This window comes from Hydrogenophaga sp. FG152, from assembly GCF_057809615.1.
The window spans coordinates 52,824-75,336 of record NZ_JBMDKH010000023.1; the positions used below are offsets into that span (position 1 = coordinate 52,824).

Annotated in this window: 22 protein-coding genes and 1 riboswitch; of the genes, 15 read left to right on the forward strand and 7 right to left on the reverse strand. The window is 67.1% G+C overall.

The genetic code is table 11. The features are described from left to right. Positions 1-40: 40 nt before the first annotated feature. The 3 genes from gyrB to dnaA form a co-directional block, all read right to left on the reverse strand. Entirely contained in the window at positions 41-2,656 is a 2,616-nt protein-coding gene (gene gyrB / locus ACODTB_RS22915; protein WP_488929791.1) for a DNA topoisomerase (ATP-hydrolyzing) subunit B, read from the reverse strand. Between the two features lie 82 nt (positions 2,657-2,738). After that, positions 2,739-3,845 carry a DNA polymerase III subunit beta gene (gene dnaN, locus ACODTB_RS22920; protein WP_297401592.1) on the reverse strand — a complete coding sequence of 369 codons (1,107 nt, stop codon included), beginning with the start codon at positions 3,843-3,845 and terminating at the stop codon, positions 2,739-2,741. A 138-nt stretch (positions 3,846-3,983) separates the two neighbouring features. After that, complete coding sequence (gene dnaA, locus ACODTB_RS22925; RefSeq protein WP_488929792.1) at positions 3,984-5,402, reverse strand: chromosomal replication initiator protein DnaA; 1,419 nt, start codon at positions 5,400-5,402, stop codon at positions 3,984-3,986. 235 nt (positions 5,403-5,637) lie between these two features. Between dnaA and rpmH the strand changes: the two genes are divergently transcribed. From rpmH to ACODTB_RS22960, 7 genes are all read left to right on the forward strand, one after another. After that, positions 5,638-5,772, forward strand: a complete 135-nt coding sequence (gene rpmH / locus ACODTB_RS22930) for a 50S ribosomal protein L34 (protein WP_006299042.1) — start codon at positions 5,638-5,640, stop codon at positions 5,770-5,772. A 67-nt stretch (positions 5,773-5,839) separates the two neighbouring features. Beyond that, positions 5,840-6,262: a ribonuclease P protein component gene (gene rnpA, locus ACODTB_RS22935; protein ID WP_291115234.1), complete on the forward strand. Its 423-nt coding sequence runs from the start codon at positions 5,840-5,842 to the stop codon at positions 6,260-6,262. After that, complete coding sequence (yidD, locus tag ACODTB_RS22940; protein ID WP_291115232.1) at positions 6,252-6,539, forward strand: membrane protein insertion efficiency factor YidD; 288 nt, start codon at positions 6,252-6,254, stop codon at positions 6,537-6,539. The genes rnpA and yidD overlap by 11 nt, the downstream gene beginning before the upstream one ends. Next, positions 6,536-8,248 (forward strand): membrane protein insertase YidC, encoded by a 1,713-nt coding sequence (yidC, locus tag ACODTB_RS22945; protein ID WP_488929793.1) that lies wholly within the window; start codon positions 6,536-6,538, stop codon positions 8,246-8,248. Before yidD ends, yidC begins: the two co-directional genes overlap by 4 nt. 154 nt (positions 8,249-8,402) lie before the next feature. Further along, positions 8,403-9,803, forward strand: a complete 1,401-nt coding sequence (mnmE, locus tag ACODTB_RS22950) for a tRNA uridine-5-carboxymethylaminomethyl(34) synthesis GTPase MnmE (RefSeq protein ID WP_291115228.1) — start codon at positions 8,403-8,405, stop codon at positions 9,801-9,803. A gap of 106 nt (positions 9,804-9,909) precedes the next feature. Beyond that, positions 9,910-10,401, forward strand: a complete 492-nt coding sequence (locus tag ACODTB_RS22955) for a Crp/Fnr family transcriptional regulator (RefSeq protein ID WP_291115226.1) — start codon at positions 9,910-9,912, stop codon at positions 10,399-10,401. Between the two features lie 85 nt (positions 10,402-10,486). Further along, positions 10,487-11,197, forward strand: a complete 711-nt coding sequence (locus tag ACODTB_RS22960) for a hypothetical protein (RefSeq protein ID WP_488929794.1) — start codon at positions 10,487-10,489, stop codon at positions 11,195-11,197. A 15-nt stretch (positions 11,198-11,212) separates the two neighbouring features. Here ACODTB_RS22960 and ACODTB_RS22965 read toward each other — a convergent pair whose 3' ends face one another. Beyond that, positions 11,213-11,758 (reverse strand): adenine phosphoribosyltransferase, encoded by a 546-nt coding sequence (locus ACODTB_RS22965; protein ID WP_291115220.1) that lies wholly within the window; start codon positions 11,756-11,758, stop codon positions 11,213-11,215. Between the two features lie 213 nt (positions 11,759-11,971). Continuing rightward, on the reverse strand, positions 11,972-13,957 hold the full coding sequence (locus ACODTB_RS22970) for a monovalent cation:proton antiporter family protein (RefSeq protein WP_291115218.1): 1,986 nt from the start codon (positions 13,955-13,957) through the stop codon (positions 11,972-11,974). Between the two features lie 60 nt (positions 13,958-14,017). On the opposite strand from ACODTB_RS22970, the gene ACODTB_RS22975 reads away from it, so the two are divergent. From ACODTB_RS22975 to ACODTB_RS22990, 4 genes are read left to right on the forward strand one after another with little or no spacing between them, the layout of a single operon-like run. Next, positions 14,018-15,016 (forward strand): KpsF/GutQ family sugar-phosphate isomerase, encoded by a 999-nt coding sequence (locus ACODTB_RS22975; protein ID WP_291115216.1) that lies wholly within the window; start codon positions 14,018-14,020, stop codon positions 15,014-15,016. Continuing rightward, a complete protein-coding gene (locus tag ACODTB_RS22980) occupies positions 15,013-15,573 on the forward strand; it encodes a KdsC family phosphatase (RefSeq protein WP_488929796.1) in 561 nt (186 codons plus the stop codon). The genes ACODTB_RS22975 and ACODTB_RS22980 overlap by 4 nt, the downstream gene beginning before the upstream one ends. Next, the gene (lptC, locus tag ACODTB_RS22985) at positions 15,570-16,241 is read left to right on the forward strand and encodes an LPS export ABC transporter periplasmic protein LptC (RefSeq protein ID WP_291115212.1); all 672 of its coding nucleotides are present in this window, start codon (positions 15,570-15,572) and stop codon (positions 16,239-16,241) included. Before ACODTB_RS22980 ends, lptC begins: the two co-directional genes overlap by 4 nt. Positions 16,242-16,265: 24 nt before the next feature. Next, the gene (locus ACODTB_RS22990) at positions 16,266-17,078 is read left to right on the forward strand and encodes an SDR family oxidoreductase (protein WP_291115210.1); all 813 of its coding nucleotides are present in this window, start codon (positions 16,266-16,268) and stop codon (positions 17,076-17,078) included. Positions 17,079-17,174: 96 nt separating this feature from the next. Here ACODTB_RS22990 and rbp read toward each other — a convergent pair whose 3' ends face one another. Beyond that, on the reverse strand, positions 17,175-17,582 hold the full coding sequence (rbp, locus tag ACODTB_RS22995) for an RNA-binding regulator (protein WP_291115208.1): 408 nt from the start codon (positions 17,580-17,582) through the stop codon (positions 17,175-17,177). A gap of 282 nt (positions 17,583-17,864) precedes the next feature. Next, a riboswitch (SAM riboswitch) is annotated at positions 17,865-17,940 on the forward strand. Between the two features lie 25 nt (positions 17,941-17,965). Here rbp and metX point away from each other — a divergent pair. Beyond that, on the forward strand, positions 17,966-19,165 hold the full coding sequence (gene metX, locus ACODTB_RS23000; protein WP_291115206.1) for a homoserine O-succinyltransferase MetX: 1,200 nt from the start codon (positions 17,966-17,968) through the stop codon (positions 19,163-19,165). Between the two features lie 61 nt (positions 19,166-19,226). Beyond that, positions 19,227-19,808, forward strand: coding sequence for a methionine biosynthesis protein MetW (metW, locus tag ACODTB_RS23005; protein WP_291115204.1), 582 nt, complete (start codon positions 19,227-19,229; stop codon positions 19,806-19,808). A 13-nt stretch (positions 19,809-19,821) separates the two neighbouring features. Here the strand turns inward: metW and ACODTB_RS23010 are convergent, their stop codons facing one another. Then, the gene (locus tag ACODTB_RS23010; protein ID WP_291115202.1) at positions 19,822-20,508 is read right to left on the reverse strand and encodes a transglutaminase-like domain-containing protein; all 687 of its coding nucleotides are present in this window, start codon (positions 20,506-20,508) and stop codon (positions 19,822-19,824) included. A 206-nt stretch (positions 20,509-20,714) separates the two neighbouring features. Between ACODTB_RS23010 and ACODTB_RS23015 the strand changes: the two genes are divergently transcribed. After that, positions 20,715-21,242 (forward strand): chemotaxis protein CheW, encoded by a 528-nt coding sequence (locus tag ACODTB_RS23015; RefSeq protein WP_291115200.1) that lies wholly within the window; start codon positions 20,715-20,717, stop codon positions 21,240-21,242. 39 nt (positions 21,243-21,281) lie between these two features. Further along, the coding region (locus tag ACODTB_RS23020; protein ID WP_488929795.1) for a Cache 3/Cache 2 fusion domain-containing protein at positions 21,282-22,513 on the forward strand (1,232 nt) is incomplete at its 3' end.

Consider the following 22,513-nt stretch of genomic DNA (forward strand, 5'->3'; position numbering starts at 1 on the left):
GGCCTCGATTTCTCAGCTTATAGCGCTACCTACACCCAGGTCAGACGTCGATGTTGCCCGCGCGCAGCGCGTTGGTCTCGATGAAGTCGCGGCGCGGCTCCACCTCGTCGCCCATCAGCATGGTGAACACGCGATCGGCTTCGATCGCGTCGTCGATCTGCACGCGCAGCAGGCGGCGCACGTTCGGGTCCATGGTGGTTTCCCACAGTTGCTCGGGGTTCATCTCGCCCAGGCCTTTGTAGCGCTGGCGGCTGGTGGTGCGCTCGGCCTCGCTGATGAGCCAGCGCATGGCCTGGCGGAAGTCGCCGACCTTCTCTTCCTTCTGCTTGTCGCCCTCGCCGCGCATCACCTTGGCGCCTTCGCCCAGCAGGCCGCGGAAGGTGTCGGCGGCGGTGGCCAGCGCGGCGTAGTCGGCGCCGTGCACGAAGTCCTGCGTGAGCACGCTGCTCTTGATGTTGCCGTGGTGGCGGCGGCTGATGCGCAGGATGGGTTTGTCGGTGCGCACGTCGAACTCGGCGGCCACTTCGGCGGGCACGCCGGTGGTGGCCAGTTCGCGCAGCTTGGCCTGCAGCGCGACCGCGCTGACCTCGGCCTGCTCCACGCTGTCGAGGTTGAGCGCCACGCCATCGGCGATCGCGCGCAGGGCCTCGGCGTCCATGAAGTTGGACAGGCGCGCGATCACGCTCTCGGCGATCTGGTGCTTGCGCGCCAGCTCACCCAGGGTGTCGCCGCTGAGCGTGGTCTGCGTGGCGCCGCCGGTGAACACGCTGGCGTCCTTCAAGGCGATGCGCAGCAGGAACCCGTCGAGCGCGGAAGCGTCCTTCAGGTACAGCTCTTCCTTGCCCGCCTTCACCTTGTAGAGCGGCGGCTGAGCGATGTAGATGTGGCCGCGCTCGACGAGCTCGGGCATCTGGCGGTAGAAGAACGTCAGCAGCAGGGTGCGGATGTGCGCGCCGTCCACGTCGGCGTCGGTCATGATGATGATGCGGTGGTAGCGCAGCTTGGCGACGTTGAAGTCGTCCACGCCCGCCGTGCCGCCCGCGCCCGTGGCCTTGCCGATGCCGGTGCCCAGCGCGGTGATGAGCGTGAGAATTTCGTTGCTGGTCAGCAGCTTCTCGTAGCGCGCCTTCTCCACGTTCAGGATCTTGCCGCGCAGCGGCAGGATCGCCTGGAACTTGCGGTCGCGGCCCTGCTTGGCCGAGCCGCCGGCGGAGTCGCCCTCCACGATGTAGATCTCGCACAGCGCCGGGTCTTTTTCCTGGCAGTCGGCGAGCTTGCCGGGCAGGCCCATGCCGTCGAGCACGCCCTTGCGGCGCGTCATTTCGCGGGCCTTGCGTGCGGCTTCACGGGCGCGCGCGGCTTCGACGATCTTGCCGCAGATGATCTTGGCGTCGTTCGGGCGTTCCTGCAGGTAGTCGGCCAGCAGGCGGCTCACGATGTCCTCGACCGGGCCGCGCACTTCGCTGGAGACCAGCTTGTCCTTGGTCTGGCTGGAGAACTTGGGCTCGGGCACCTTGACCGACAGCACGCAGCACAGGCCTTCGCGCATGTCATCGCCGGTGACTTCCACCTTGGCCTTCTTGGCCAGCTCGTGTTCTTCGATGTACTTGTTGATCACCCGCGTCATGGCCGCGCGCAGGCCGGTGAGGTGGGTGCCGCCGTCGCGCTGCGGGATGTTGTTGGTGAAGCACAGCACCTGCTCGTTGTAGCCGCTGTTCCACTGCATCGCGACTTCCACGCCGATGTTGGTGCCCTGGTCGCTCTGGCGGTCGCCCATGGCGTGGAACACGTTGGGGTGCAGGACGGTCTTGCCCTTGTTGATGAAGTCGACGAAGCCCTTGACGCCGCCGGCGCCGGAGAAGTCGTCTTCCTTGCCGCTGCGTTCGTCCTTCAGGCGGATGCGCACGCCGTTGTTGAGGAAGGAGAGTTCGCGCAGGCGCTTGGACAGGATCTCGTAGTGGAAGTCCGCGTTCTCGCGGAAGATCTCGTAGTCGGGCAGGAAGTGCACCTCGGTGCCGCGCTTCTCGGTGGCGCCGGTGATGCGCATGGGCGAGATCTCGACGCCGGTGGGCGTGGTCTCGATCACGCGGTTCTGCACGAAGCCGCGCGCGAACTCGAGCTGGTGCACATGGCCCTCGCGGCGCACGGTGAGGCGCAGCCATTGCGAGAGCGCGTTCACGCAGCTCACGCCCACGCCGTGCAGGCCGCCCGAGACCTTGTAGCTGTTCTGGTTGAACTTGCCGCCGGCGTGCAGCTCGGTCAGCGCGATCTCGGACGCCGAGCGCTTGGGCTCGTGCTTGTCGTCCATCTTCACGCCGGTGGGGATGCCGCGGCCGTTGTCTACCACGCTGATGGAGTTGTCGGTGTGGATGGTCACCACGATGTCGTCGCAGTGGCCGGCCAGGGCTTCGTCGATGGAGTTGTCGACCACCTCGAACACCAGGTGGTGCAGGCCGGTGCCGTCGGACGTGTCGCCGATGTACATGCCCGGGCGCTTGCGCACGGCTTCCAGGCCTTCCAGGATCTGGATCGAGCCTTCGCCATAGCCCTCGCTGGCGCCGGCCTGGTGGGCGTCGATGGTGGGCTGGAAATTGGAGCTTTCGGCTTGCGCCTCACCGGTGTTGACGGATTCGGCGGGCTTGTTGGCGTCGGACATGGTGGAATTTCTCGATCTCAGTAAACGCCAAACCCGCGGTGTTCGCGGGTTTGGAATGCGGGAGCAACCAGGGGGTTGGACCTCAGATGCGCATCGGCATGACAACGTATTTGAAGGCGTTGTCGTCGGGGTTGGTGACCAGCGCGGAGCTGTTGCCGTCGGACAGTTCGATGCGGACCATCTCCTGCGACATGTTCTGCAGCGCGTCGATCAGGTAGGTCACGTTGAAGCCGATCTCGATGGTGTCGCCACCGTAGTCGATGTCGAGTTCGTCCACGGCCTCTTCCTGTTCGGCGTTGCTCGAGGCCACGCGCAGCACGCCGGGTTCGACATTCAGGCGCACGCCCTTGAACTTCTCGCTGGTCATGATGGCGGTGCGCTGCAGGCTGGCCAGCAGGGGCGCGCGGCCCAGGGTGACGATGTTCTTGTGGTTCTTCGGGATCACGCGGTTGTAGTCGGGGAACTTGCCCTCGACCAGCTTGGTGACGAACTCCATGCCGTCGAAGCTGAACTTGGCCTGGTTGGCCGCGAACTGCATTTCGATCGCACCTTCCTTGTCGGACAGCAGGCGCTGCAGTTCGAGCACGGTCTTGCGCGGCAGGATGACTTCCTGCTTGGGCACTTCCACGTCCAGCGTGCTGGAGGCGAAGGCCAGGCGGTGGCCGTCGGTAGCGACCAGGCTGAGCTGCTTGCCTTCGGCCACGAACAGGATGCCGTTGAGGTAGTAGCGGATGTCGTGCACCGCCATCGCGAACGAGACCTGGCTCAGCAGGCTCTTGAGCGTCTTTTGCGGCACCGAGAACACGGGGCCGAAGCTGGCCGATTCCTGCACCAGCGGGAAATCTTCGGCGGGCATGCTCTGCAGCGTGAAGCGGCTCTTGCCGCCCTTGAGGATCAGCTTGCCGGCGTTGGACTCCAGGCTCACGGTCTGGTCGCCCGGCATGGTGCGCAGGATGTCGATCAGCTTGCGCGCGCCCAGCGTGGTGGCGAAGTTGCCGCTGTCGCCGTCGAGTTCGGCGGTGGTGCGGATCTGGATTTCCAGGTCGCTGGTGGTCAATTGCACCTGCGAGCCGGTCTTGCGAAGCAGGACGTTGGCCAGGATCGGCAGGGTGTGGCGGCGTTCCACGATGCCCGCGACCGATTGCAGCGCGGCCAAAACCTTGTCCTGGGTCGATTTCAAAACGATCATGTCAGACTCTTTCTTCTCTGGTTGCTTGTCGGCCGGTTCCTGCCTCCCGGTTGGCCCTTTTCATTGTTTGGGCCAAATCCTCGCTATTTTCGCCTTTTTGTGAGCGGCTTCCGCAAAACGGCCCCCGTGCCTTCCCGCTCATCCCTTGAGCGTCTGTTCCAGCACGTGCAGCTGCTGGTTCAGTTCGGTGTTCTGCTGGCGTTCGGCCGCGATCTTGCGCACCGCGTGCAGCACGGTCGTGTGGTCGCGCCCGCCGAACAGCTCGCCGATCTCGGGCAGGCTCTTCTGGGTCAGTTCCTTGGCGATGAACATGGCGATCTGGCGCGGCCGCGCAATGCTGGCTGGGCGCTTCTTGCTGTACATGTCGGCGACCTTGATCTTGTAGAAATCGGCCACCGTCTTCTGGATGTTCTCCACGCTGATCTGCCGGTTCTGGATCGACAGCAGGTCCTTGAGCGCGTCGCGCGCGAGCTGGATCGAGATTTCCTTCTGGTTGAAGCGCGAATAGGCCAGGATCTTGCGCAGCGCGCCTTCGAGTTCGCGCACGTTGGAGCGCACGTTCTTGGCCACGAAGAAAGCCACTTCCTCAGGCATGACGGCGTTCTCCACCGCCGCCTTGTTGATCAGGATGGCCACGCGCATCTCCAGCTCGGGTGGCTCGATGGCCACCGTGAGGCCCGAGTCGAAGCGCGAGACCAGCCGCTCGTGGATGTCGGCCAGGCCCTTGGGGTAGGTGTCGCTGGTCAGCACGATGTGGCTCTTCTTGGCCAGCAGCGCCTCGAAGGCGTTGAAGAACTCCTCCTGGGTGCGCTCCTTGTTGGCGAAGAACTGCACATCGTCGATCAGCAGCAGATCGAGCGAGTGGTAGCGCTCCTTGAACTCATCGAAAGTCTTGCGCTGATAGGACTTGACCACATCGGAGACGAACTGCTCGGCGTGGATGTACAGAACTTTGGCCTGTGGACGGTCGGCCAGCAGGTGGTTGCCGATGGCATGCACCAGGTGGGTCTTGCCCAGGCCGACGCCGCCGTAGATGAACAGCGGGTTGTACAGCTGGCCCAGGCTGCCGGCCACGTGCATGGCCGCGGCGCGCGCCATGCGGTTGGCCGACCCCTCGACCAGGGTGGAAAACGCAAGGGCCGGGTTCAGCCGGGTCTTGGGGCCGCTGGGCGCGGCAACCTCGGCCGGCGCCAGATCCGGCAGTTCGGACAGCACCTGGTCTTGCACCGTGCGTGGCATTGGTGAAGTGCGGCTGGGCGTTTCACGCGGAGCGAGCACCAACTCCAATGTTACCGGAATCCCTTGGAGGGTCTCCAGCAGGGCTGAAATGCGGGACGCGTACTGGGCCCGGATCCAGTCCATCTTGAACCGGTTGGCCACGGCCACGACCACCTTGGAACCGTCGGGCGCGACGGTCGCGGTCAGGGGCCGGATCCAGGTGTTGAACTGTTGCTCGGGGATCTCTTGCGCGAGCCGGTCCAGGCAGGTGGACCAGAGCGAGAGGGCGTCCGGCCGGGGAGCGGTCAGGGACGCGTCAGGGGGAATGCCCTCGATCATGCTGGGAGCGGTGAAGCCGTTGTGGTTGTGGACAAATGTCTCTGGGCAATCCGACGATTGTAGTGCGCGCCGCGACTTATCCACAAGGCAGGGAAATCACCGTTGGCAGGGGGTGGGCAGCCGGTGGCCAAGCCCGGCCGCTTGAAGTGATGCGGCGGCTCCCACCGCCAAGTGCTTGCCGGACATCGGGTTTATTTGCGATAATTGCGGGTTTCCCCGATTTCTACAGAGCACCATGAAACGCACTTACCAGCCCTCCAAGATCCGCCGCGCCCGCACCCACGGCTTCCTCGTCCGCATGAAAACCCGCGGGGGCCGTGCCGTGATCAACGCCCGCCGCGCCAAGGGCCGCAAGCGCCTGGCCGTCTGAGGCTGCGCGTGCTCTGCCGGCGCCGACTCGCCCGGCTCCCTCACCGTGTGACCCGGACGGTTCAGCGGTGACCCAGCGGCTGCGGTCCCGGCAACAGTTCCAGGCCGTCATGGCGGGCGCCCCCGTGGCCAAGACCCCCCACTTTGCCCTGCACCGCGCCGCGCTTTCCAGCGCGCACGAGGGCAGGGCCTTGTTTCCCGTGGCCGACGCCTGGGTGGGGGTGCTGCTGCCCAAACGCTGGGCCAAGCGCGCCGTCACGCGCAATGCGATCCGCCGCCAGATCTACGAAGTCGCCCGCCACCGGGCCGCGAGCCTGCCCCAGGCGGCGCTCGTGGTGCGCCTGCGCAGCGAGTTCAGCCGCCAGCAGTTCGTCAGCGCCACCTCCGACGCGCTCAAGCGCGCGGTGCGCGCCGAGCTGGAGCAGCTGCTCGCGCCGCCGCGTTCCGCGCCACGCGCGGCGCCGCCTGCGGAGATCCCACATGCTGTCTGACTGGCCACGTCAGGGCCTGCTGGGCCTGGTCAAGGGATACCGTCTGCTGCTCAGCCCGTGGCTCGGCAGCGGTTGTCGTTTCGAACCTTCCTGCTCGCTCTACGCCATCGGTGCGCTGGAGCGCCATGGTGCCCTGGGCGGCACCTACCTCACGCTGCGGCGCCTGGTCCGCTGCCACCCGTGGTGCGACGGTGGCCATGACCCGGTGCCCGCCTCCCTGCCCACGCTGTTCTCCAGCCTGATTTCACCTTCCTGCGAAAAGAAGAACCCGTCATGAATGACATCCGTCGGTCCATCCTGTGGGTGGTTTTTGGTCTGTCGATGGTCCTCATCTGGGACAAGTGGCAGATTCACAATGGCCACAAGCCCACCTTCTTCCCCGGCGCCGCGCCGGCCGTGACCGCGCCCGCCGCGTCCACCAGCCAGCCGGCCGGCAGCGGCAGCAACAATGCCGGCGTGCCGACGGCGGCGCAGAGCGGTGCGACGCCGGTTGGCGAAACCCCGGCCGCAGCGCCGGGCGCCGTGGCGCAGCGCCACGAAGTCACCACCGATCTGTTCAAGCTGGTGTTCAACAGCGAAGGTGGTTCGCTGATCGGCGCCGAGCTGCTCAAGCACGCCGAGGCCACCGGCCAGAGCAAGGACAAGACCGAGCGTCCGTTCACGCTGCTGGCGCAGGGTGGCGAGCACATCTACGTGGCCCAGACCGGCCTGATCGGTGGCAATTTCCCCACCCACAAGACGCCGATGGCGCTGGTGGGCAACCCCACCACCCTGGCCGACGGCCAGAACGAACTGCAGGTGCGCTTTGAATCGGCCGAGGTCGGTGGTGTGAAGCTGGTCAAGACCTACACCTTCACGCGCGGCCGCTACGACATCGGCGTGCAGCACGAGGTGCAGAACGTGGGCGGTCAGGCGGTCACGCCCCAGCTCTACCTGCAACTGGTGCGCGACGGCAGCAAGCTCAGCAGCGAAACCCCCTTCTACTCGACCTTCACCGGGCCGGCGGTCTACACCGCGGAGAAGAAGTACCAGAAGATCGAGTTCGCCAACATCGAGAAGAACAAGGCCGAGTTCGTCACGTCGTCGAGCGATGGCTATGTGGCGATGGTGCAGCATTACTTCGCCTCGGCCTGGCTGCTGGGTGATGGCGTCGCGCGCGAGAACTTCGCGCGCAAGATCGACAACAACCTGTTCGCTGTGGGCAGCATCACCGCGCTGACCACCATCGAACCGGGCCAGAGCCAGAGCCAGCAGTCGCGCCTGTTCCTGGGCCCCCAGGAAGAGAAAGTGCTCGAGACCATCGCCCCTGGCCTGGAACTCGTGAAGGACTACGGCTGGCTCACCATCCTGGCCAAGCCGCTGTACTGGCTGCTGGAGAAGATCCACGGCTACGTGGCGAACTGGGGCTGGTCCATCGTGCTGCTGGTGGTGCTGATCAAGGCCGCGTTCTACTGGCTCAACGCCAGCGCGTACCGCAGCATGGCCAAGATGAAGAAGATCAATCCCCGCATCATGGAAATGCGCGAGCGCCTCAAGGGCAACCCGCAGCAGATGCAGCAGGAGATGATGAAGATCTACCGCGAGGAAAAGGTCAACCCGCTGGGTGGCTGCTTCCCCATCCTGATCCAGATCCCCGTGTTCATCGCGCTCTACTGGGTGCTGCTGTCCAGTGTGGAAATGCGCAACGCGCCGTGGGTGGGCTGGATCACCGACCTGTCCTCGCCCGACCCGTACTTCATCCTGCCTCTGGTGATGGCCGTGACCACGCTGATCCAGACCGCGCTCAACCCGCTGCCGCCGGACCCGCTGCAGGCCAAGCTGATGTGGCTGATGCCGCTGATGTTCTCGGTCATGTTCTTCTTCTTCCCGTCCGGCCTGGTGCTGTACTGGATCACGAACAACGTGCTGACCATCGCGCAACAGGCCGTGATCAACAAGAGCATGGGCGTGCCGCTGAAGTTCAGCATGCCGAATTTCAAAGCGTAGTCGGGTGACCCCCCTGCGCCGCTGACGCGGCTTCCCCCCGAAGGGGGGGCGGTGTCTTGGGCCGGCGAAGCCGGACCCTTGACGCCCCTGGAGGGTTTCCCTTCTCTGCTCCGGGCCTGCTTTGCAGGCCCTTTGTCTTTTATGCTCCACCACCATGCTTGCCACCTCGCGTGATCCCATCGTCGCCATCGCCACCGCGCCCGGTCGTGGGGCCGTGGGGATCGTTCGGGTGTCGGGGCGGGGCCTGGCGGCTTTTGCCTTGGCCCTGCTGGGGCGCGACCTGAAACCGCGCGAGGCCACCTACCTGCCGTTCGCCGATGGCGCGGGCCAGCCCATCGACCACGGTCTGGCCCTGTGGTTTCCGGGGCCGCACTCCTACACCGGCGAGGACGTGCTGGAGTTGCAAGGCCATGGCGGGCCGGTGGTGCTGCAACTGCTGCTGGCGCGCTGCCTGGAAGTGGCGCGCAGCAACGCGCCCACGCTGCGGCTGGCGCGCGCGGGCGAGTTCACCGAGCGCGCTTTCCTCAACGACAAGCTCGACCTCGCGCAGGCCGAGGCGGTGGCCGACCTGATCGATGCCAGCACCGAGGCCGCCGCGCGCGGCGCCTCGCGTTCGCTGGCCGGTGTGTTCTCGGGCCGCGTGCACACGCTGCGCGACGCGCTGGTGAACCTTCGTATGCTGGTCGAGGCCACGCTGGACTTCCCCGAGGAAGACATCGACTTCCTGCAGAAGGCCGATGCCACGGGTCAGTTGCAGCGGCTGCGCGACGCGTTGGCCGAGGTGCAGGCCCAGGCGCGCCAAGGCGCCTTGCTGCGCGACGGTTTGCAGGTCGTCATCGCGGGCCAGCCCAACGCGGGCAAGAGTTCGCTGCTCAATGCCCTGGCCGGGGCCGAGCTGGCCATCGTCACGCCCGTGGCCGGCACCACGCGCGACGTGGTGCAGCAGACGATCCAGATCGAGGGCGTGCCGCTGCACGTGATCGACACCGCCGGCCTGCGCGACAGCCCCGACGTGGACGAGGTCGAGAAGATCGGCATCGAGCGCGCCTGGGAGCGCATCCAGCGCGCCGACGCGGTGCTCTTCCTGCACGACCTCAGTCGCAGCGAAGGGGCGGACTACCAGGCGGCCGATGCCTCGATCGCGGCCAGCCTGGCCAGTACCTTGCCCGCCGACGTGCCGGTGCTGCACGTCTGGAACAAGCTGGACCAGGCGCCCGCCGTGGCCGTGACGGACGCGCAGGCTGACACACTGGCGATCTCAGCCAAACACGGCACCGGCCTGGAGGCCTTGCGCCAGCGCCTGCTGAGCCTGGCTGGCTGGCAGCACGCGGGCGACGGCCTGTTCATGGCGCGCGAGCGGCACCTGCAGGCCTTGCGCCGCGTGGGCGATCACCTCGACGCTTCGCACGCCTTGTTGCAGGCGCGCGCGGAGCACCTGGACCTGCTGGCCGAGGAACTGCGCCTGGCGCAACAGGCCCTGAGCGAGATCACCGGCGAGTTCACCGCCGACGACCTGCTGGGCGAAATCTTTTCGCGTTTTTGCATCGGCAAATGAAGCCAGCGCACCGCTCGGTGCCGCTCCGAGACCGCCGAGAGTGCAACTGTAAGCACGGGTAAGAACAGGCTTGCGCGCGCCGGTCGTGCGCGGTTATCTTGACCGCATGAACGCCCAGTTGCCCACGTCCGTGCGCTTTGACATTCAAGGCCTGGCCCAGTCCATGCGGCTGAGCAGCGCGCTGGACGCGGTGCCCCTGAACCTCAACGACACCCGGTGGGTGCAGTTGGCCAACTACCTTCAGCCGGTGGCGCTGCAGCAGGGGCAGGTGCTGATCGAGCAAGGGGTGAAGGACCGCACGGTCTACTTCGTGGAGAGCGGTACCCTCACCGTGCACTACGAGGATTCGCGCGAGCGCGTGCGCATCGCCGTGGTCGGTGCGGGCTCGTTGCTGGGCGAAGGTGCGTTTTTCAGCCACCTGCCGCGCAGCGCCACGGTGCACGCGGGCAGCGATTGCCGGCTCTGGTGTCTGACCCCTTTGCGTTTTCGCGAACTCTCCTCGCGCCATCCCGATGTTGCGCTGGACCTCAGCGTGGCCATGTCAGCGGTGCTGGCGCGGCGCATGTACAACCGGCCCAAACGGGTCGCCGTGACCTGAGCGCCGCGGGCACGAACGGAATCAAGGCCGTCCTGTGTTGCTTTTTCAACCTTTTGCGCGCGCGTCCCTGGCGCACACTTTGCCCATGTCCTTGATGAGCTGGCTGCAGGCCAAAAAACCCGCCACACCCGACAAGGGTCCTTTCACCCGTGCGCGCAAGAAGTTCAGCCAGACCACGCTGCCGCTGATCTCGCCGCGCCGCGGGCGTCGCATCCTGCGCCGTGAGCAGCTGTTCGCCGTGGTGCGCGAGTCGCTCATCCGCGCGGGGGTGTTGTCCACCAGTTACGAGTTCAAGGTGCTCACGCTGGACGCCAACGGCGACAGCTTCCTGGTGCTGGTCGACCTCGCGTTGCCCGCCAAGGCCATGCCCGATGAATACCTGCTGGAGATCGAGCGCTGGATCCAGCAGAGTGCCCAGACGCGGCACGAGATGGACGTGCGCTCCGTCTACTGGCGCCGCAAGGCCGTGCACGACCAGGTCGGCATGGCGCTCAAGGCCGCCGTGGCGGCCCAGACCCGCCGCGAGGCGGTGCCGATGACGCCGGGCCTGGTGCCTGAAGCCAAGGTCACCAGCCCGATGCCCAGCCCCACGGCCATTCCCCGGCCGGTCATGGCGCCGTCGAGCGCGCCCGCGCAGGTGGTGGGGGACGACGAGGTGGAGGCGTTTCGCCTTGCCTTGCAGAGCGTGGCCAAGCCACCCTACCGTTCCCCTGCTGAAGCGCAGGCGCAGCTGCCGGTGCCGGAGTCGCACAGCGATTTCGGGGCCTTGAGCGAAACCCAGTACGGCAAGCTCTGAGGCCTGGCCAGCCGCTCAGTGGCCGGCGAAATCGAGCAAGGTGAAGAGCTTGAGGCCGGAGGCGCGCAGCTTCTCCGAGCCACCGAGTTCCGGCAGGTCGACGATGGCCGCGCCTTCCATCACTTGCGCGCCCAGCTTCTCCAGCAGCCGGCGCCCCGCCATCATGGTGCCGCCGGTGGCGATCAGGTCGTCGATCAGCACCACCCGGTCGCCTGCCTTCACGGCATCGGTGTGCAGTTCCACCGTCGCGCTGCCGTACTCCAGCTCGTAGGTTTCTTCCACCGTGGTGAAGGGCAGCTTGCCCTTCTTGCGGATCGGCACGAAGCCCACGCCCAGTTCGTAGGCCAGCACCGAGCCGATGATGAAACCCCGCGCATCGAGTCCGGCCACCACGGTGGGGCGCAGCGCCGTGTCCATGTAGCGGTGCACGAAGGTGTCGATCAGCACGCGAAAGACCTTGGGGTCCTGCAGCAGCGGCGTGATGTCGCGGAACTGCACGCCCGGCGCTGGCCAGTCGGGCACCGTGCGGATGTGGGATTTCAGGAAGGCGGAGGTGTCCATGGGCTCGGTCCGTGAGGGAGCGGCCATTATCTGCGGTGGCGCAAAAAAAAGCCCCGGCACAACGGCCGGGGCGCAGACCATGGCGACCCTTGTACAAAGCCATGGGCTGGAAGGGGAGGCCGAGACCGGCCTTGGGCGCATTCTGATTTCCCGGGCTCGTTGCCCGCCAGGGCTTCCGGCGTGTGGTGCCTGCCAGCCGACGAAGTGGCGTGCTCAGCCCGAGAGCAGCTTCTCTTCGGCCAGGGCCAGCGCGGGCGCCTTGCCACTGATCACCACCGTGTCGCCGCTTTCGAACACCGTCTCGTCGCTCGGGGACTGGGGCTTGCCGCTGGCGCGGCGCAGGCTCACCACGCGCACGCCCACCGCGTGCAGCGCGAGGCTGCCCAGGGTTTTGCCGACGTTGCGGCCACCAGGGGGCAGGGTCACGGTGTTGAGGCGCTCGTGGTCAATCTCGTCGGCCCCGTCGTCGTCGGCGCCGTGGAAGTAGCCGCGCAACAGGTTGTAGCGCGCGTCGCGCTGGTCCTGCACCACGCGGATCACGCGCCGCATCGGCACGCCCACGAGCGCCAGCGCGTGGCTGGCCAGCATCAGGCTGGCTTCGATCGCCTCGGGCACGACCTCGGTGGCGCCAGCGGTGCGCAGTTTTTCAAGGTCCGCGTCGTCCACGGTGCGCACCACCACCGGCACGTGTGAAGCCTGCTCGTGCGCGTGGCGCAGCACCTTGAGCGCGCTGGGGGTGTCCAGGTAGGTCACCACCACGGCGCTGGCGCGGTGCAGGCCGGCGGCCATCAGGGCCTGCAGGCGTGCGGCATCGCCGAACACCACCGAATGGCCGGCGGCCGCGGCCTGCCGCACGCGGTCGGGGTCGAGGTCGAGCGCCATGTAGGGGATGTGTTCGGCCTCCAGCAGGCGCGCCAGGTTCTGGCCGCAGCGGCCGTAGCCGCAGATGATCACGTGCTTGTCGGCGTTGATGGCCTTGCGCGCGATGCTGGTCATCTGCACCGATTGCATCAGCCAGTCGCTGCCCACCAGGCGCGTGACGATGCTGTTGGCGTAGAGGATAGCGACTGGCGTGGCGAGCATGGAGATCACCATGCTGGCCAGGATGGGGTTGAACAGCTGAGGTGGCACCAGGTTGTTCTGGCCGGACAGTGTGAGCAGCACCAGGCCGAACTCGCCGGCCTGCGCCAGGTACAGGCCAGTGCGCAGCGCCACGCCCGTGGGTGCCCCGAAGGCGCGCGTGACGCCCGTGATGAGCGCGAGCTTGAACGCCATGGACGCCGACAGCAGCAAGAGCACCAGCGGCCAGCGCTCCAGCACCAGGCGCCAGTCCAGCATCATGCCGATGGTGATGAAGAACAGGCCCAGCAGCACGTCGTGGAAAGGCCGGATGTCGGTCTCCACCTGGTGCTTGAACTCGGTCTCGGAAATCAGCATGCCGGCCACGAAGGCGCCCAGCGCGAGCGAGAGCCCGGCGTGTTCGGTCAACCAGGCCAGGCCCAGGGTGATGAGCAGCAGGTTGAGCATGAAGAGCTCGTCGCTCTTGCGGCGCGCCACCTGCGTGAGCCACCAGCGCATGAGTTTCTGCCCGCCGGTGAGCAGCAGGCCGAGCAGCAGAACGGCCTTGAGCGTGGCCCAGCCCAGCGCGCGCAACAGCTCCTCGGGTTCCGAGGCCAGGGCCGGGATGATCACCAGCAGAGGCACCACGGCCAGATCCTGGAACAGCAGGATGCCCAGCACGCGCTTGCCATGCTCCGATTCCAGCTCCAGCCGCTCGGCCACCATCTTGATCACGATGGCGGTGCTGCTCATCGCCATCACACCGCCCAGCGCGAGCGCGGTCTGCCAGGGCACGTTCCACCAGGTGGGCAGGGCCAGGGTGAGCAGCAGCGAGCCCAACGTGGTCAGCAGCACCGTCAACACCACCTGCGACATGCCCAGGCCGAACACGTGCCGCTTCATCGCGCGCAGCTTGGGCAGGCTGAATTCCAGCCCGATCACGAACATGAGGAACACCACGCCGAACTCGGCCAGGTAGCGCACACCGCTTGAGTTCTGCGCCAGCGCCAGCGCGTTCGGCCCGATCACCACGCCCACGACCAGGTAGCCCAGCATCGGTGGCAGGCGCAGGGTGCGACACGCCACCACCGCCAGCACGGCGGCCAGCAGGTAGAGCAGGGCGAGGTCGAGCGAATTCATGAACCGATGGTAATGGCTGGCCCACCACGCGGTGGCGGGCCGGCGGCGATAATTGCGTCCATGACCCTGCCCTCTTCCTTCGACCCGGCCCGGGCCCTGACCCTGGCGCAGGAGACCCTGAGCATCGAGGCACAGGCCGTGACCGCCGTGGCCCAGCGCCTGGACGCGTCCTTCGTCCGAGCCATCGAACTGGTGCTGGGCATTCCTGGGCGCGTGGTGGTCATGGGCATGGGCAAGAGCGGCCACATCGGCCGCAAGATCGCCGCCACGCTCGCTTCCACCGGCACGCCGGCCATGTTCGTGCACCCGGCCGAGGCCAGCCATGGCGACCTGGGCATGATCACCAGCGCCGACGTGGTGCTGGGCATCAGCAACAGCGGCGAAAGCGAAGAGCTCACGGCCATCCTGCCGCTCATCAAACGCATGGGCGTGCCGCTGCTGGCGATCACCGGCCGGCCCGACTCCACGCTGGGCCGCCACGCCAACGTGGTGCTCGATGCCTCGGTCGACAAGGAAGCCTGCCCGCACAACCTGGCCCCCACCGCCAGCACCACCGCCCAGCTCGCCCTCGGTGACGCGCTGGCCGTGGCCCTGCTCGACGCACGCGGTTTCAAGGCCGACGACTTTGCCCGCTCCCACCCGGGCGGCGCGCTCGGGCGCAAGCTGCTCACCCACGTGAGCGACGTCATGCGCAGCGGCGACGAGGCCCCGCGCGTGGGCCCGGACGCCGGCCTCATGGAGCTCATGCGCGAGATCAGCGCCAAGGGCCTGGGCATGACCGCCATCGTCGACAGCGGTGAGCGTGTGGTGGGGATCTTCACCGACGGCGACCTGCGCCGCCTGATCGAGAAAACCGGCAGCGGTGCCGACCTGCGCACCTTGGTGGCGCGCGAAGTGATGCACCCCCAGCCGCGCACCGTGCGCCCGGACGCGCTGGCCGTGGAAGCCGCGGGTCTGATGGAAGCCAACCGCATCACCAGCGTGCTGGTGGTGGACGGTGCCGGTCGCCTGCAAGGCGCGCTCAACAGCAACGACCTCATGCGCGCGAAGGTGATCTGAACGTGGAACCCCTGCGCCCGGTGCTGAACTTCCCGCCCGCCCTGTTGCTGCGCGCCCAGCCAGTGCGTGTGGTCTTCTTCGATGTGGACGGTGTGCTGACGGACGGCAGCCTGTACTTCAGCGAAGCCGGTGAAACGCTCAAGCGCTTTCACACGCTCGACGGCCTCGGCCTGCAGCTGCTGAAGCGCGCGGGCATCACACCCGCCGTGGTGAGTGGGCGCGACTCCGCCGCCCTGCGCCTGCGCCTGTCCGCCCTGGGCGTGGTGCATGCGCGCCTGGGCACCGAAGACAAGGCCCCGGCGGCCGAGACCATCCTGGCCGAGCTCGGCCTGGACTGGGCCGCCGCCGCCGCCATGGGCGACGACTGGCCCGACCTGCCTTTGCTGCGCCGCGCCGCGCTGGCCGCCGCCCCCCCCACCGCGCACGCCGAGGTGCTTGCCGTGGCCCACCACGTCACCGAGCGCCAGCCCGGTGCGGGCGCCGTGCGCGAGCTGTGCGACCTGCTGCTGGTGGCCCAAGGCGCGTATGCCCGTGAGCTGGAGGCGGCCGCGCGGTGAGCACGTCCGATCCGCTCGATTTCTTCGACACCGTTGATCAGACGATCGATGCGCCGCGCGCGCCGCGCCGCAAGCGCAAGCTGCTGGACAACCTCTCGATCTACCTGCCCGTGCTGCTCATGGGCCTGCTCGCGCTCGTTTCCTACTGGCTGCTGCGCGCCACGCCGGCGCCCGAGTCGGCCGAGCCCGAGCGCCCGGTGAGCACCGAGCCCGACTATTTCATGCGCCGCTTCTCGGTCAAGGCCTTCGATGCCAAAGGCACGCTCAAGACCGAGGTCAAAGGCGTGGAGGCTCGCCACTACCCCGGCACCGACATGGTCGAGATCGACGACGCGCGCATCCGCCACATCGGCGACCAAGGCCTGCCCACGTTGGCCACCGCGCGCCTGGTGACGACCAATGGCGACAACACCGAGTTCGTGCTCCGCGGCGACGCGGTGATCGTGCGCGAAGCGGGCAACGACCTGAACGGCCAGCCCCAGCCCCGGCTGGAGTTCCGGGGCGAGTTCCTGCACGTGTTCCTCGAGCCGGACCGGATCGTTTCCGACCAGCCCGTCACGCTGCTGCGCGGCAGCGACCGCCTGGTCGCCGACACCCTGGACTACACCGGCGAGGACCAGGTCGCGCGCTTCAAGGGCCGCGTGAAAGTGCAGCTGGCGCCGCGTTGAGCGCCCCACCCAGGCCACCCCACCATGCACTCTTCGACCCCCACCGTCTCCGGCCCGCTGGTGTTCATCACCGGCGCTTCCAGCGGCATCGGCCAGGCCCTGGCGGCCCGGTTCGCGCGGGCGGGCTACCGGCTTGCGCTGGTGGCGCGCCGCACCGAGGACATGCAGGCCTGGGCCCAGGCACAGGGTTTCGACGCCGCGCGCTGCCAGGTGTATGGCGCCGACGTGGCCGACATCGACAGCATCGTCGCCGCCGGCCAGGCCTGCCTGGCCGCGCAGGGTGTGCCCGACGTCGTCATCGCCAACGCCGGCATCAGCATCGGCATGGACACCGCCGACCGGAGCGACATCGACGTGATGGCGCGCACCTTCGCCACCAACAACACCGGCCTGGCCGCCACCTTCCACCCTTTCGTGGCGGCCATGACCGCGCGCGGCAGCGGCGCGCTCGTGGGCATCGGCAGCGTGGCCGCCATCCGGGGCCTGCCCGGGCACGGCGCCTACTGCGCCAGCAAGGCCGCGGTGGTGGCCTACTGCGAGAGCCTGCGCGGCGAGTTGCGCGGGAGCGGGGTGGCGGTGGTCACCTTGCTGCCGGGGTATGTGGACACGCCGCTGACGCGCCAGAACCGCTACAGCATGCCGTTCCTGTTGACGGCAGAGACCTTCGCCGACCGTGCTTACAACGCCATCGGCGCCGGGACGAGCTACCGCGTCATCCCCTGGCAGATGGGGGTGGTGGCCAAACTGCTGCGCTTGCTGCCCAACGCCTTGTTCGACCGCCTGTTCGCCGGTCGCCCGCGCAAGCACCGCCAGGGCGAGCGGGACGCCACCCGCTGAGGCGGCCATGAAAAAAGCCCTGGGGCAGATGCCACAGGGCTTATGTGTCGTGTCGACCGGCGCCAGGCGCCGGTTCAGGCCGACGGGTGCGGGCGATCAGTAACCGCCGCGGCCACCACCGCCACCGCCTTCACGACGGCCACCGCCGCCGTAGGGGCTGCGGAAGCCGCCTTCACCACCGCCACCACCACCAAAGCCGCCGCCGCCACTGCGGCCGCCGCCGAAGCCGCCACCACCGCTGCGGGGCGGGCGGGCTTCCATCGGACGTGCTTCGTTGACCACCAGGCTGCGACCGCCCAGCGATTGACCGTTCATGCCTTCGATCGCGGCTTGCGCTTCGGCATCGCTGCCCATTTCCACAAAGCCGAAGCCCTTGGAACGACCCGTTTCGCGTTCCATCATGACCTTGGCGCTGTTGACAGAACCATAGGCGCTGAAAGCTTGTTGCAGGTCTTCGTCGCGCACGGTGTAAGGCAGATTGCCCACGTACAGTTTGTTGCCCATGGTTGGGACTCCTAATAACACAGAGAAAAATAGCGATGGAGCCCCGTTAGCACACAAAAACCTGTAGCACGCGAAACCAACCGATCACTTGTCAAAACGAGCGTTTTCCACGCTCGCCGAGGGATTATGCGCTGAATGTCGTGCAAACACTAACTATTTTTCAGGATGTGCAAAAGTGTGGTAGGCCCGATGCGCGGCAACAACAGGGAGGCGAAAACAGCGGGAAAACCCGTCTTGGCGGGCCCTGGCCCGCGGCTGCAGGGGCCGGTGGATCAATTTATACTGACGCCCAGCGCCGATTTGTTCCAGATTGCGGGCGCTTTAAAAATGCCGCTAAAGGGGAGATTCCCGGTCTCGCTCTTGGCGGCACCGGGTTTTTTTTATTGGGCGAACGCCGCCCGCAGGACAAGGCCTTGATCGTCACGCCACAGACCTTCCCATTCTCCGAACCGCTGCCGCTGCGTTCCGGCGCCACCCTGCCGGCCTATGAGCTGGTGGTGGAAACCTATGGCGCGCTCAACGCCGATCGGTCCAACGCGGTGCTGATCTGCCACGCGCTCAATGCCTCGCACCATGTCGCGGGCTGGTACGCCGACGACAGCGGCCAGCCGCTGGCGCGCAGCGAGGGCTGGTGGAACAACATGATCGGCCCGGGCAAGCCGGTCGACACCGACAAGTACTTCGTCATCGGGGTCAACAACCTGGGTTCGTGTTTCGGCTCCACCGGCCCGACCCACACCAACCCCGCCACCGGCACGCCCTGGGGCGCCGATTTCCCGGTGGTCACGGTGGAGGACTGGGTGGATGCACAGGCCCGCCTGCTCGACGCCATGGGCATCCAGACGCTGGCGGCGGTGATGGGCGGCAGCCTGGGCGGCATGCAGACCCTGAGCTGGACCCTGCAGTACCCCGAGCGCGTGCGCCACGCGGTGGTGGTGGCCAGTGCGCCCAACCTCACGGCCGAGAACATCGCCTTCAACGAGGTGGCGCGGCGCGCCATCGTGACCGACCCCGATTTCCACGGCGGCCACTACCTGCGCGAGGGCACGCTGCCGCGCCGGGGCCTGCGCATCGCCCGGATGATCGGCCACATCACCTACCTGAGCGACGACGTGATGAACGAAAAGTTCGGGCGCAGCCTGCGCTCGAGCGACGCCCAGGACCCGGCGGCGGCGGCCGAACTGGCCTACCGCTACTCCACGCAGGACGTCGAGTTCCAGATCGAGAGCTACCTGCGCTACCAGGGCGACAAGTTCAGCGAGTACTTCGACGCCAACACCTACCTGCTGATCACCCGCGCGCTCGACTATTTCGACCCCGCGCGCGCGTTCGACGGCGACCTCACGGCCGCGCTGGCGCGCGCCCAGGCGAAATTCTTCCTGGTGAGCTTCACCACGGACTGGCGGTTTTCGCCCGCGCGCAGCCGCGAGATCGTCAAGGCCTTGCTCGACAACCAGCGCGATGTGAGCTACGCCGAGATCGATGCGCCGCACGGCCACGACGCCTTCCTGCTCGACGATCCGCGTTACCTCCAGGCGGTGCGGGCCTACTTTGAACAGACCATCGCGGGAGGCCGGGCATGAGCGCCGCGCCGGGCCGCCCCAAGCAAGCTCGCACCGCAGTGCGCAGCACGGAGGCTTGCAAATGAGTGAGAAACCTTTGATGGACGCCATCGCCCGCCTGGTGCCGCCGGGCTCGCGCGTGCTCGACCTCGGGTGCGGCGACGGCGCGCTGCTGGCCCATCTGCAGGCCGCTCGCGGCTGCAGCGGCTATGGCGTGGAGATCGACGACGCCAAGGTGCTCGCCTGCATGCGGCGCGGCGTCAACGTGCTGCAGCTCAACCTGGAAGACGGGCTGACCATGTTCGGTGACAACGCGTTCGACGTGGTGCTGCAGATCGACACCTTGCAGCACCTGCGCAACGCCGAAACCATGTTGCGTGAGACCGCGCGCGTGGGCCGCCTGGGCGTGGTCGCTTTCCCCAACTTCGCGCACTGGCCCAACCGCCTGCACGTGCTGCAGGGCCGCATGCCGGTCACCAAGCGCCTGCCTTACCAGTGGTATGACACGCCCAACATCCGCGTCGGCACGCACGCCGACTTCGAGGTGCTGGCGCGGCGCAACGGCCTGACCATCGAGGACAGCTTCGGCCTGCACGAAGGCCGCGAGGTCCGCGTGCTGCCCAACCTCATGGCCAGCACGGCCGTGTTCCGCTTCTCGAGCTGATCGGCAGCCCGGCTCAGGCCCGGCCGGCTTCGCGCGCGGCGTCGGTGCCGAAGTCGCCCTCGATGGGCTGCGCATCGGTGGGCATGTCGGGGTATACCTCGCGGAACACCTCGCGCATGCGCGCCAGGGGCAGGTCGTCGAACGCCCCGTGTTCGTTCACGTACTCCATGTGCTGGCGGCCTTCGCGGTCGAAGGGGTGGTAGATCGAATCGGCTTCGCCATCGAACTCCAGTGGCAACAGGCCGAACTTGTCGCACAGTTCGATGTTGAAGGCCGGCGTGGCCTTGCGCCAGGCACCGTCGATCCACAGCGAGGTGTAGCCGTGCCAGACGAACACGTCGGTCTTCATGGTGTGGCGCATGCGCTCGGTGGAGAGGTGGTTGCGCACGTCGGCAAAGCCCAGCCGCGCGGGAATGCCCTCGGCGCGGCACACCGCCGCCAGCAGCACGGCCTTGGGCACGCACCAGCCATGGCCTTGCTCCAGCGCCCGGCTCGCGCTCATGCCGGCGTCGGACATGTCGATGCGGTAGGGGTCGTAGCGCAACCCGTCGCGCACGGCGAGGTACAGCGACACCGCCTTCTCGCGCGGTGTCTCGCCATGGACGTGTTCCCGGGCGAAGGCGCGCACGGCGGGGTGGTCGGTTTCGATCCAGCGGGTGGCGGCCAGGTGTTGCGGGCCAGGCGGGGTGGTGTCGTTCATCGGTCCAAGTTACCAGATGGCCGGCGGGGCCGCCGACGCCTCAGGGACAAACCCTGAGTCGGTGCGGGGCCGCTTCTGCGTACTTTGGTACTCGATGTGCCTGGTGAGCGGTGATTGGGGCGGGTTTGTCGGCTTTTTTACGCCTTCAGCCGCCGCCGCGCTGGCCGATATTCCTGGGACCAACCCGTCAACTGAGGACCCGATCCATGGACATGCGCAACGAAGCCAACCACCTTGCCCGCCACGACAGTGCCAGGGCCGCCGCCGCACAAGCTGCCAGCGCCGAATTCCTGACCTTCCGCCTGGGTGGCGAGGAGTACGGCATCGACATCCTGCGCGTGCAGGAAATTCGCTCCTACGAAGAGCCCACCCGCATCGCCAACGCCCCGGCGTTCATCAAGGGCGTGGTCAACCTGCGCGGCGTGATCGTGCCGGTGGTGGATCTGCGCATCAAGCTGGGTTGCGACAAGGTGGAATACAACGGCTTCACCGTGGTGATCGTGCTCAACGTGCACGGCCGCGTGGTCGGCGCGGTGGTGGATTCCGTCTCCGACGTGCTCGAGCTCGCGGGTGATCTGATCAAGCCGGCACCCGAGATGAACACCAACGTCAACACCAGCTTCATCACCGGCATCGCCAGCGTGGGTGAACGCATGCTGATCCTGATGGACATCGAAGCCCTCATGTCCGGCAGCGACATGGGCTTGATGGACAGCGCCCAGGCACTTCAATAACAAGCCCGCGGCCCGGGCCGCGACGAGGAGCTTCCGAAGATGAGACAAACCGACAACCGACAAAGCTCGGTGGCGCGCCGCGTCGCCTTGCTCGCCGTGGCCCTGCTGTCCGTGGTGCTGGTGCTGATCAGTGGCGTCATGTCCGTCATGGCGGAAAAATCCTCGCGCGAGCGCATGGTCCAGTGGACGGGCGACAAGGCCTTGTCCGTGGGCAATTCGATCGACGCCTTCGACACCACCGCGCGCATGATGACGGACCGGGCCTACAAGCCGTTCCGCCAGAAGTTCGCCGACAAGTTCGAGCTCGACGAGCAGGCCGGCATGCTCAAGGGCTGGGGCATGCTGCTCAACAACGACTTCTCCGAGGTCGACACCTTCGGTCGCACCAGCGGTGGCGTGGCGACGATCTTCATGCGCAAGGGCGACGACTTCGAGCGCATCAGCACCTCGCTGAAAAAGGAAAACGGCGAGCGCGCCATGGGCACACTGCTGGCCCGCAAGCACCCGGCCTACCCGCTGATGCGGGAGGGCAAGACCTACACCGGCCGCGCCGTGCTGTTCGGCAAGCCCTACATGACGCACTACGAGGCCCTGAAGGACGACGCCGGCAAGGTGGTCGGCATTCTGTTCATCGGTTTCGACATGGCCGACTTCCAGACCGCGCTGGACAAGCTCGTGGACGAAGCGCGCTTCTTCGAGAGCGGTGGCACCTATGTGATCGACCCCGCCGGATCGGATGAGGACGCGGTGTTCGTCTCGCACCCCACGGCTGCGGGCAAGAAGGTGCTGGAGGTGAACCCCGGTGCCGCCGCGATGCTCAGCGAAATGCGCGCATCGCCGGAGGTGTTCGTGGGCGAGGCCATCCCCTTGTTCAACGCGTCCATCGAGCGTCCGTGGGCGGTCAAGCGCCAGTCCCAGTCGGGCTGGTGGGTGGTGGCCGAGGTGTCCGACACGGAAGCCATGGCCAGCTACTGGCGCACCATGTACACGTTGTGGGCCATGCTGGCTGTGGCCACGGCCGCCCTGGGCGCGGGCATGTACCTGCTGGTGCGCCGCAACGTGAGCCAGCCGCTGGCCCAGCTGACCGCCGCCGTCACCACCGTGGCGCAGGGTGACCTGAGCCAGGCCTTCCAGTCCAGTCGCAGCGACGAAATCGGTCGCCTGGTGCGTGAGGTCGAGAGCATGCGCCAGCGCTTCCTGGGCATGATGCGCGAGCTGCGCAGCGCGACGGACAGCATCAACACGGCGTCGGTGGAGATTGCGTCGGGCAA

Bases quoted from the DNA above. Each gene is read 5' to 3' on its own strand.
- gyrB (WP_488929791.1), bottom strand. From the start codon at position 2,656: ATGTCCGACGCCAACAAGCCCGCCGAATCCGTCAACACCGGTGAGGCG.
- dnaN (WP_297401592.1), bottom strand. From the start codon at position 3,845: ATGATCGTTTTGAAATCGACCCAGGACAAGGTTTTGGCCGCGCTGCAA.
- dnaA (WP_488929792.1), bottom strand. From the start codon at position 5,402: ATGATCGAGGGCATTCCCCCTGACGCGTCCCTGACCGCTCCCCGGCCG.
- rpmH (WP_006299042.1), top strand. From the start codon at position 5,638: ATGAAACGCACTTACCAGCCCTCCAAGATCCGCCGCGCCCGCACCCAC.
- yidD (WP_291115232.1), top strand. From the start codon at position 6,252: ATGCTGTCTGACTGGCCACGTCAGGGCCTGCTGGGCCTGGTCAAGGGA.
- yidC (WP_488929793.1), top strand. From the start codon at position 6,536: ATGAATGACATCCGTCGGTCCATCCTGTGGGTGGTTTTTGGTCTGTCG.
- mnmE (WP_291115228.1), top strand. From the start codon at position 8,403: ATGCTTGCCACCTCGCGTGATCCCATCGTCGCCATCGCCACCGCGCCC.
- ACODTB_RS22955 (WP_291115226.1), top strand. From the start codon at position 9,910: ATGAACGCCCAGTTGCCCACGTCCGTGCGCTTTGACATTCAAGGCCTG.
- ACODTB_RS22960 (WP_488929794.1), top strand. From the start codon at position 10,487: ATGTCCTTGATGAGCTGGCTGCAGGCCAAAAAACCCGCCACACCCGAC.
- ACODTB_RS22965 (WP_291115220.1), bottom strand. From the start codon at position 11,758: ATGGACACCTCCGCCTTCCTGAAATCCCACATCCGCACGGTGCCCGAC.
- ACODTB_RS22970 (WP_291115218.1), bottom strand. From the start codon at position 13,957: ATGAATTCGCTCGACCTCGCCCTGCTCTACCTGCTGGCCGCCGTGCTG.
- ACODTB_RS22975 (WP_291115216.1), top strand. From the start codon at position 14,018: ATGACCCTGCCCTCTTCCTTCGACCCGGCCCGGGCCCTGACCCTGGCG.
- ACODTB_RS22990 (WP_291115210.1), top strand. From the start codon at position 16,266: ATGCACTCTTCGACCCCCACCGTCTCCGGCCCGCTGGTGTTCATCACC.
- rbp (WP_291115208.1), bottom strand. From the start codon at position 17,582: ATGGGCAACAAACTGTACGTGGGCAATCTGCCTTACACCGTGCGCGAC.
- metW (WP_291115204.1), top strand. From the start codon at position 19,227: ATGAGTGAGAAACCTTTGATGGACGCCATCGCCCGCCTGGTGCCGCCG.
- ACODTB_RS23010 (WP_291115202.1), bottom strand. From the start codon at position 20,508: ATGAACGACACCACCCCGCCTGGCCCGCAACACCTGGCCGCCACCCGC.
- ACODTB_RS23015 (WP_291115200.1), top strand. From the start codon at position 20,715: ATGGACATGCGCAACGAAGCCAACCACCTTGCCCGCCACGACAGTGCC.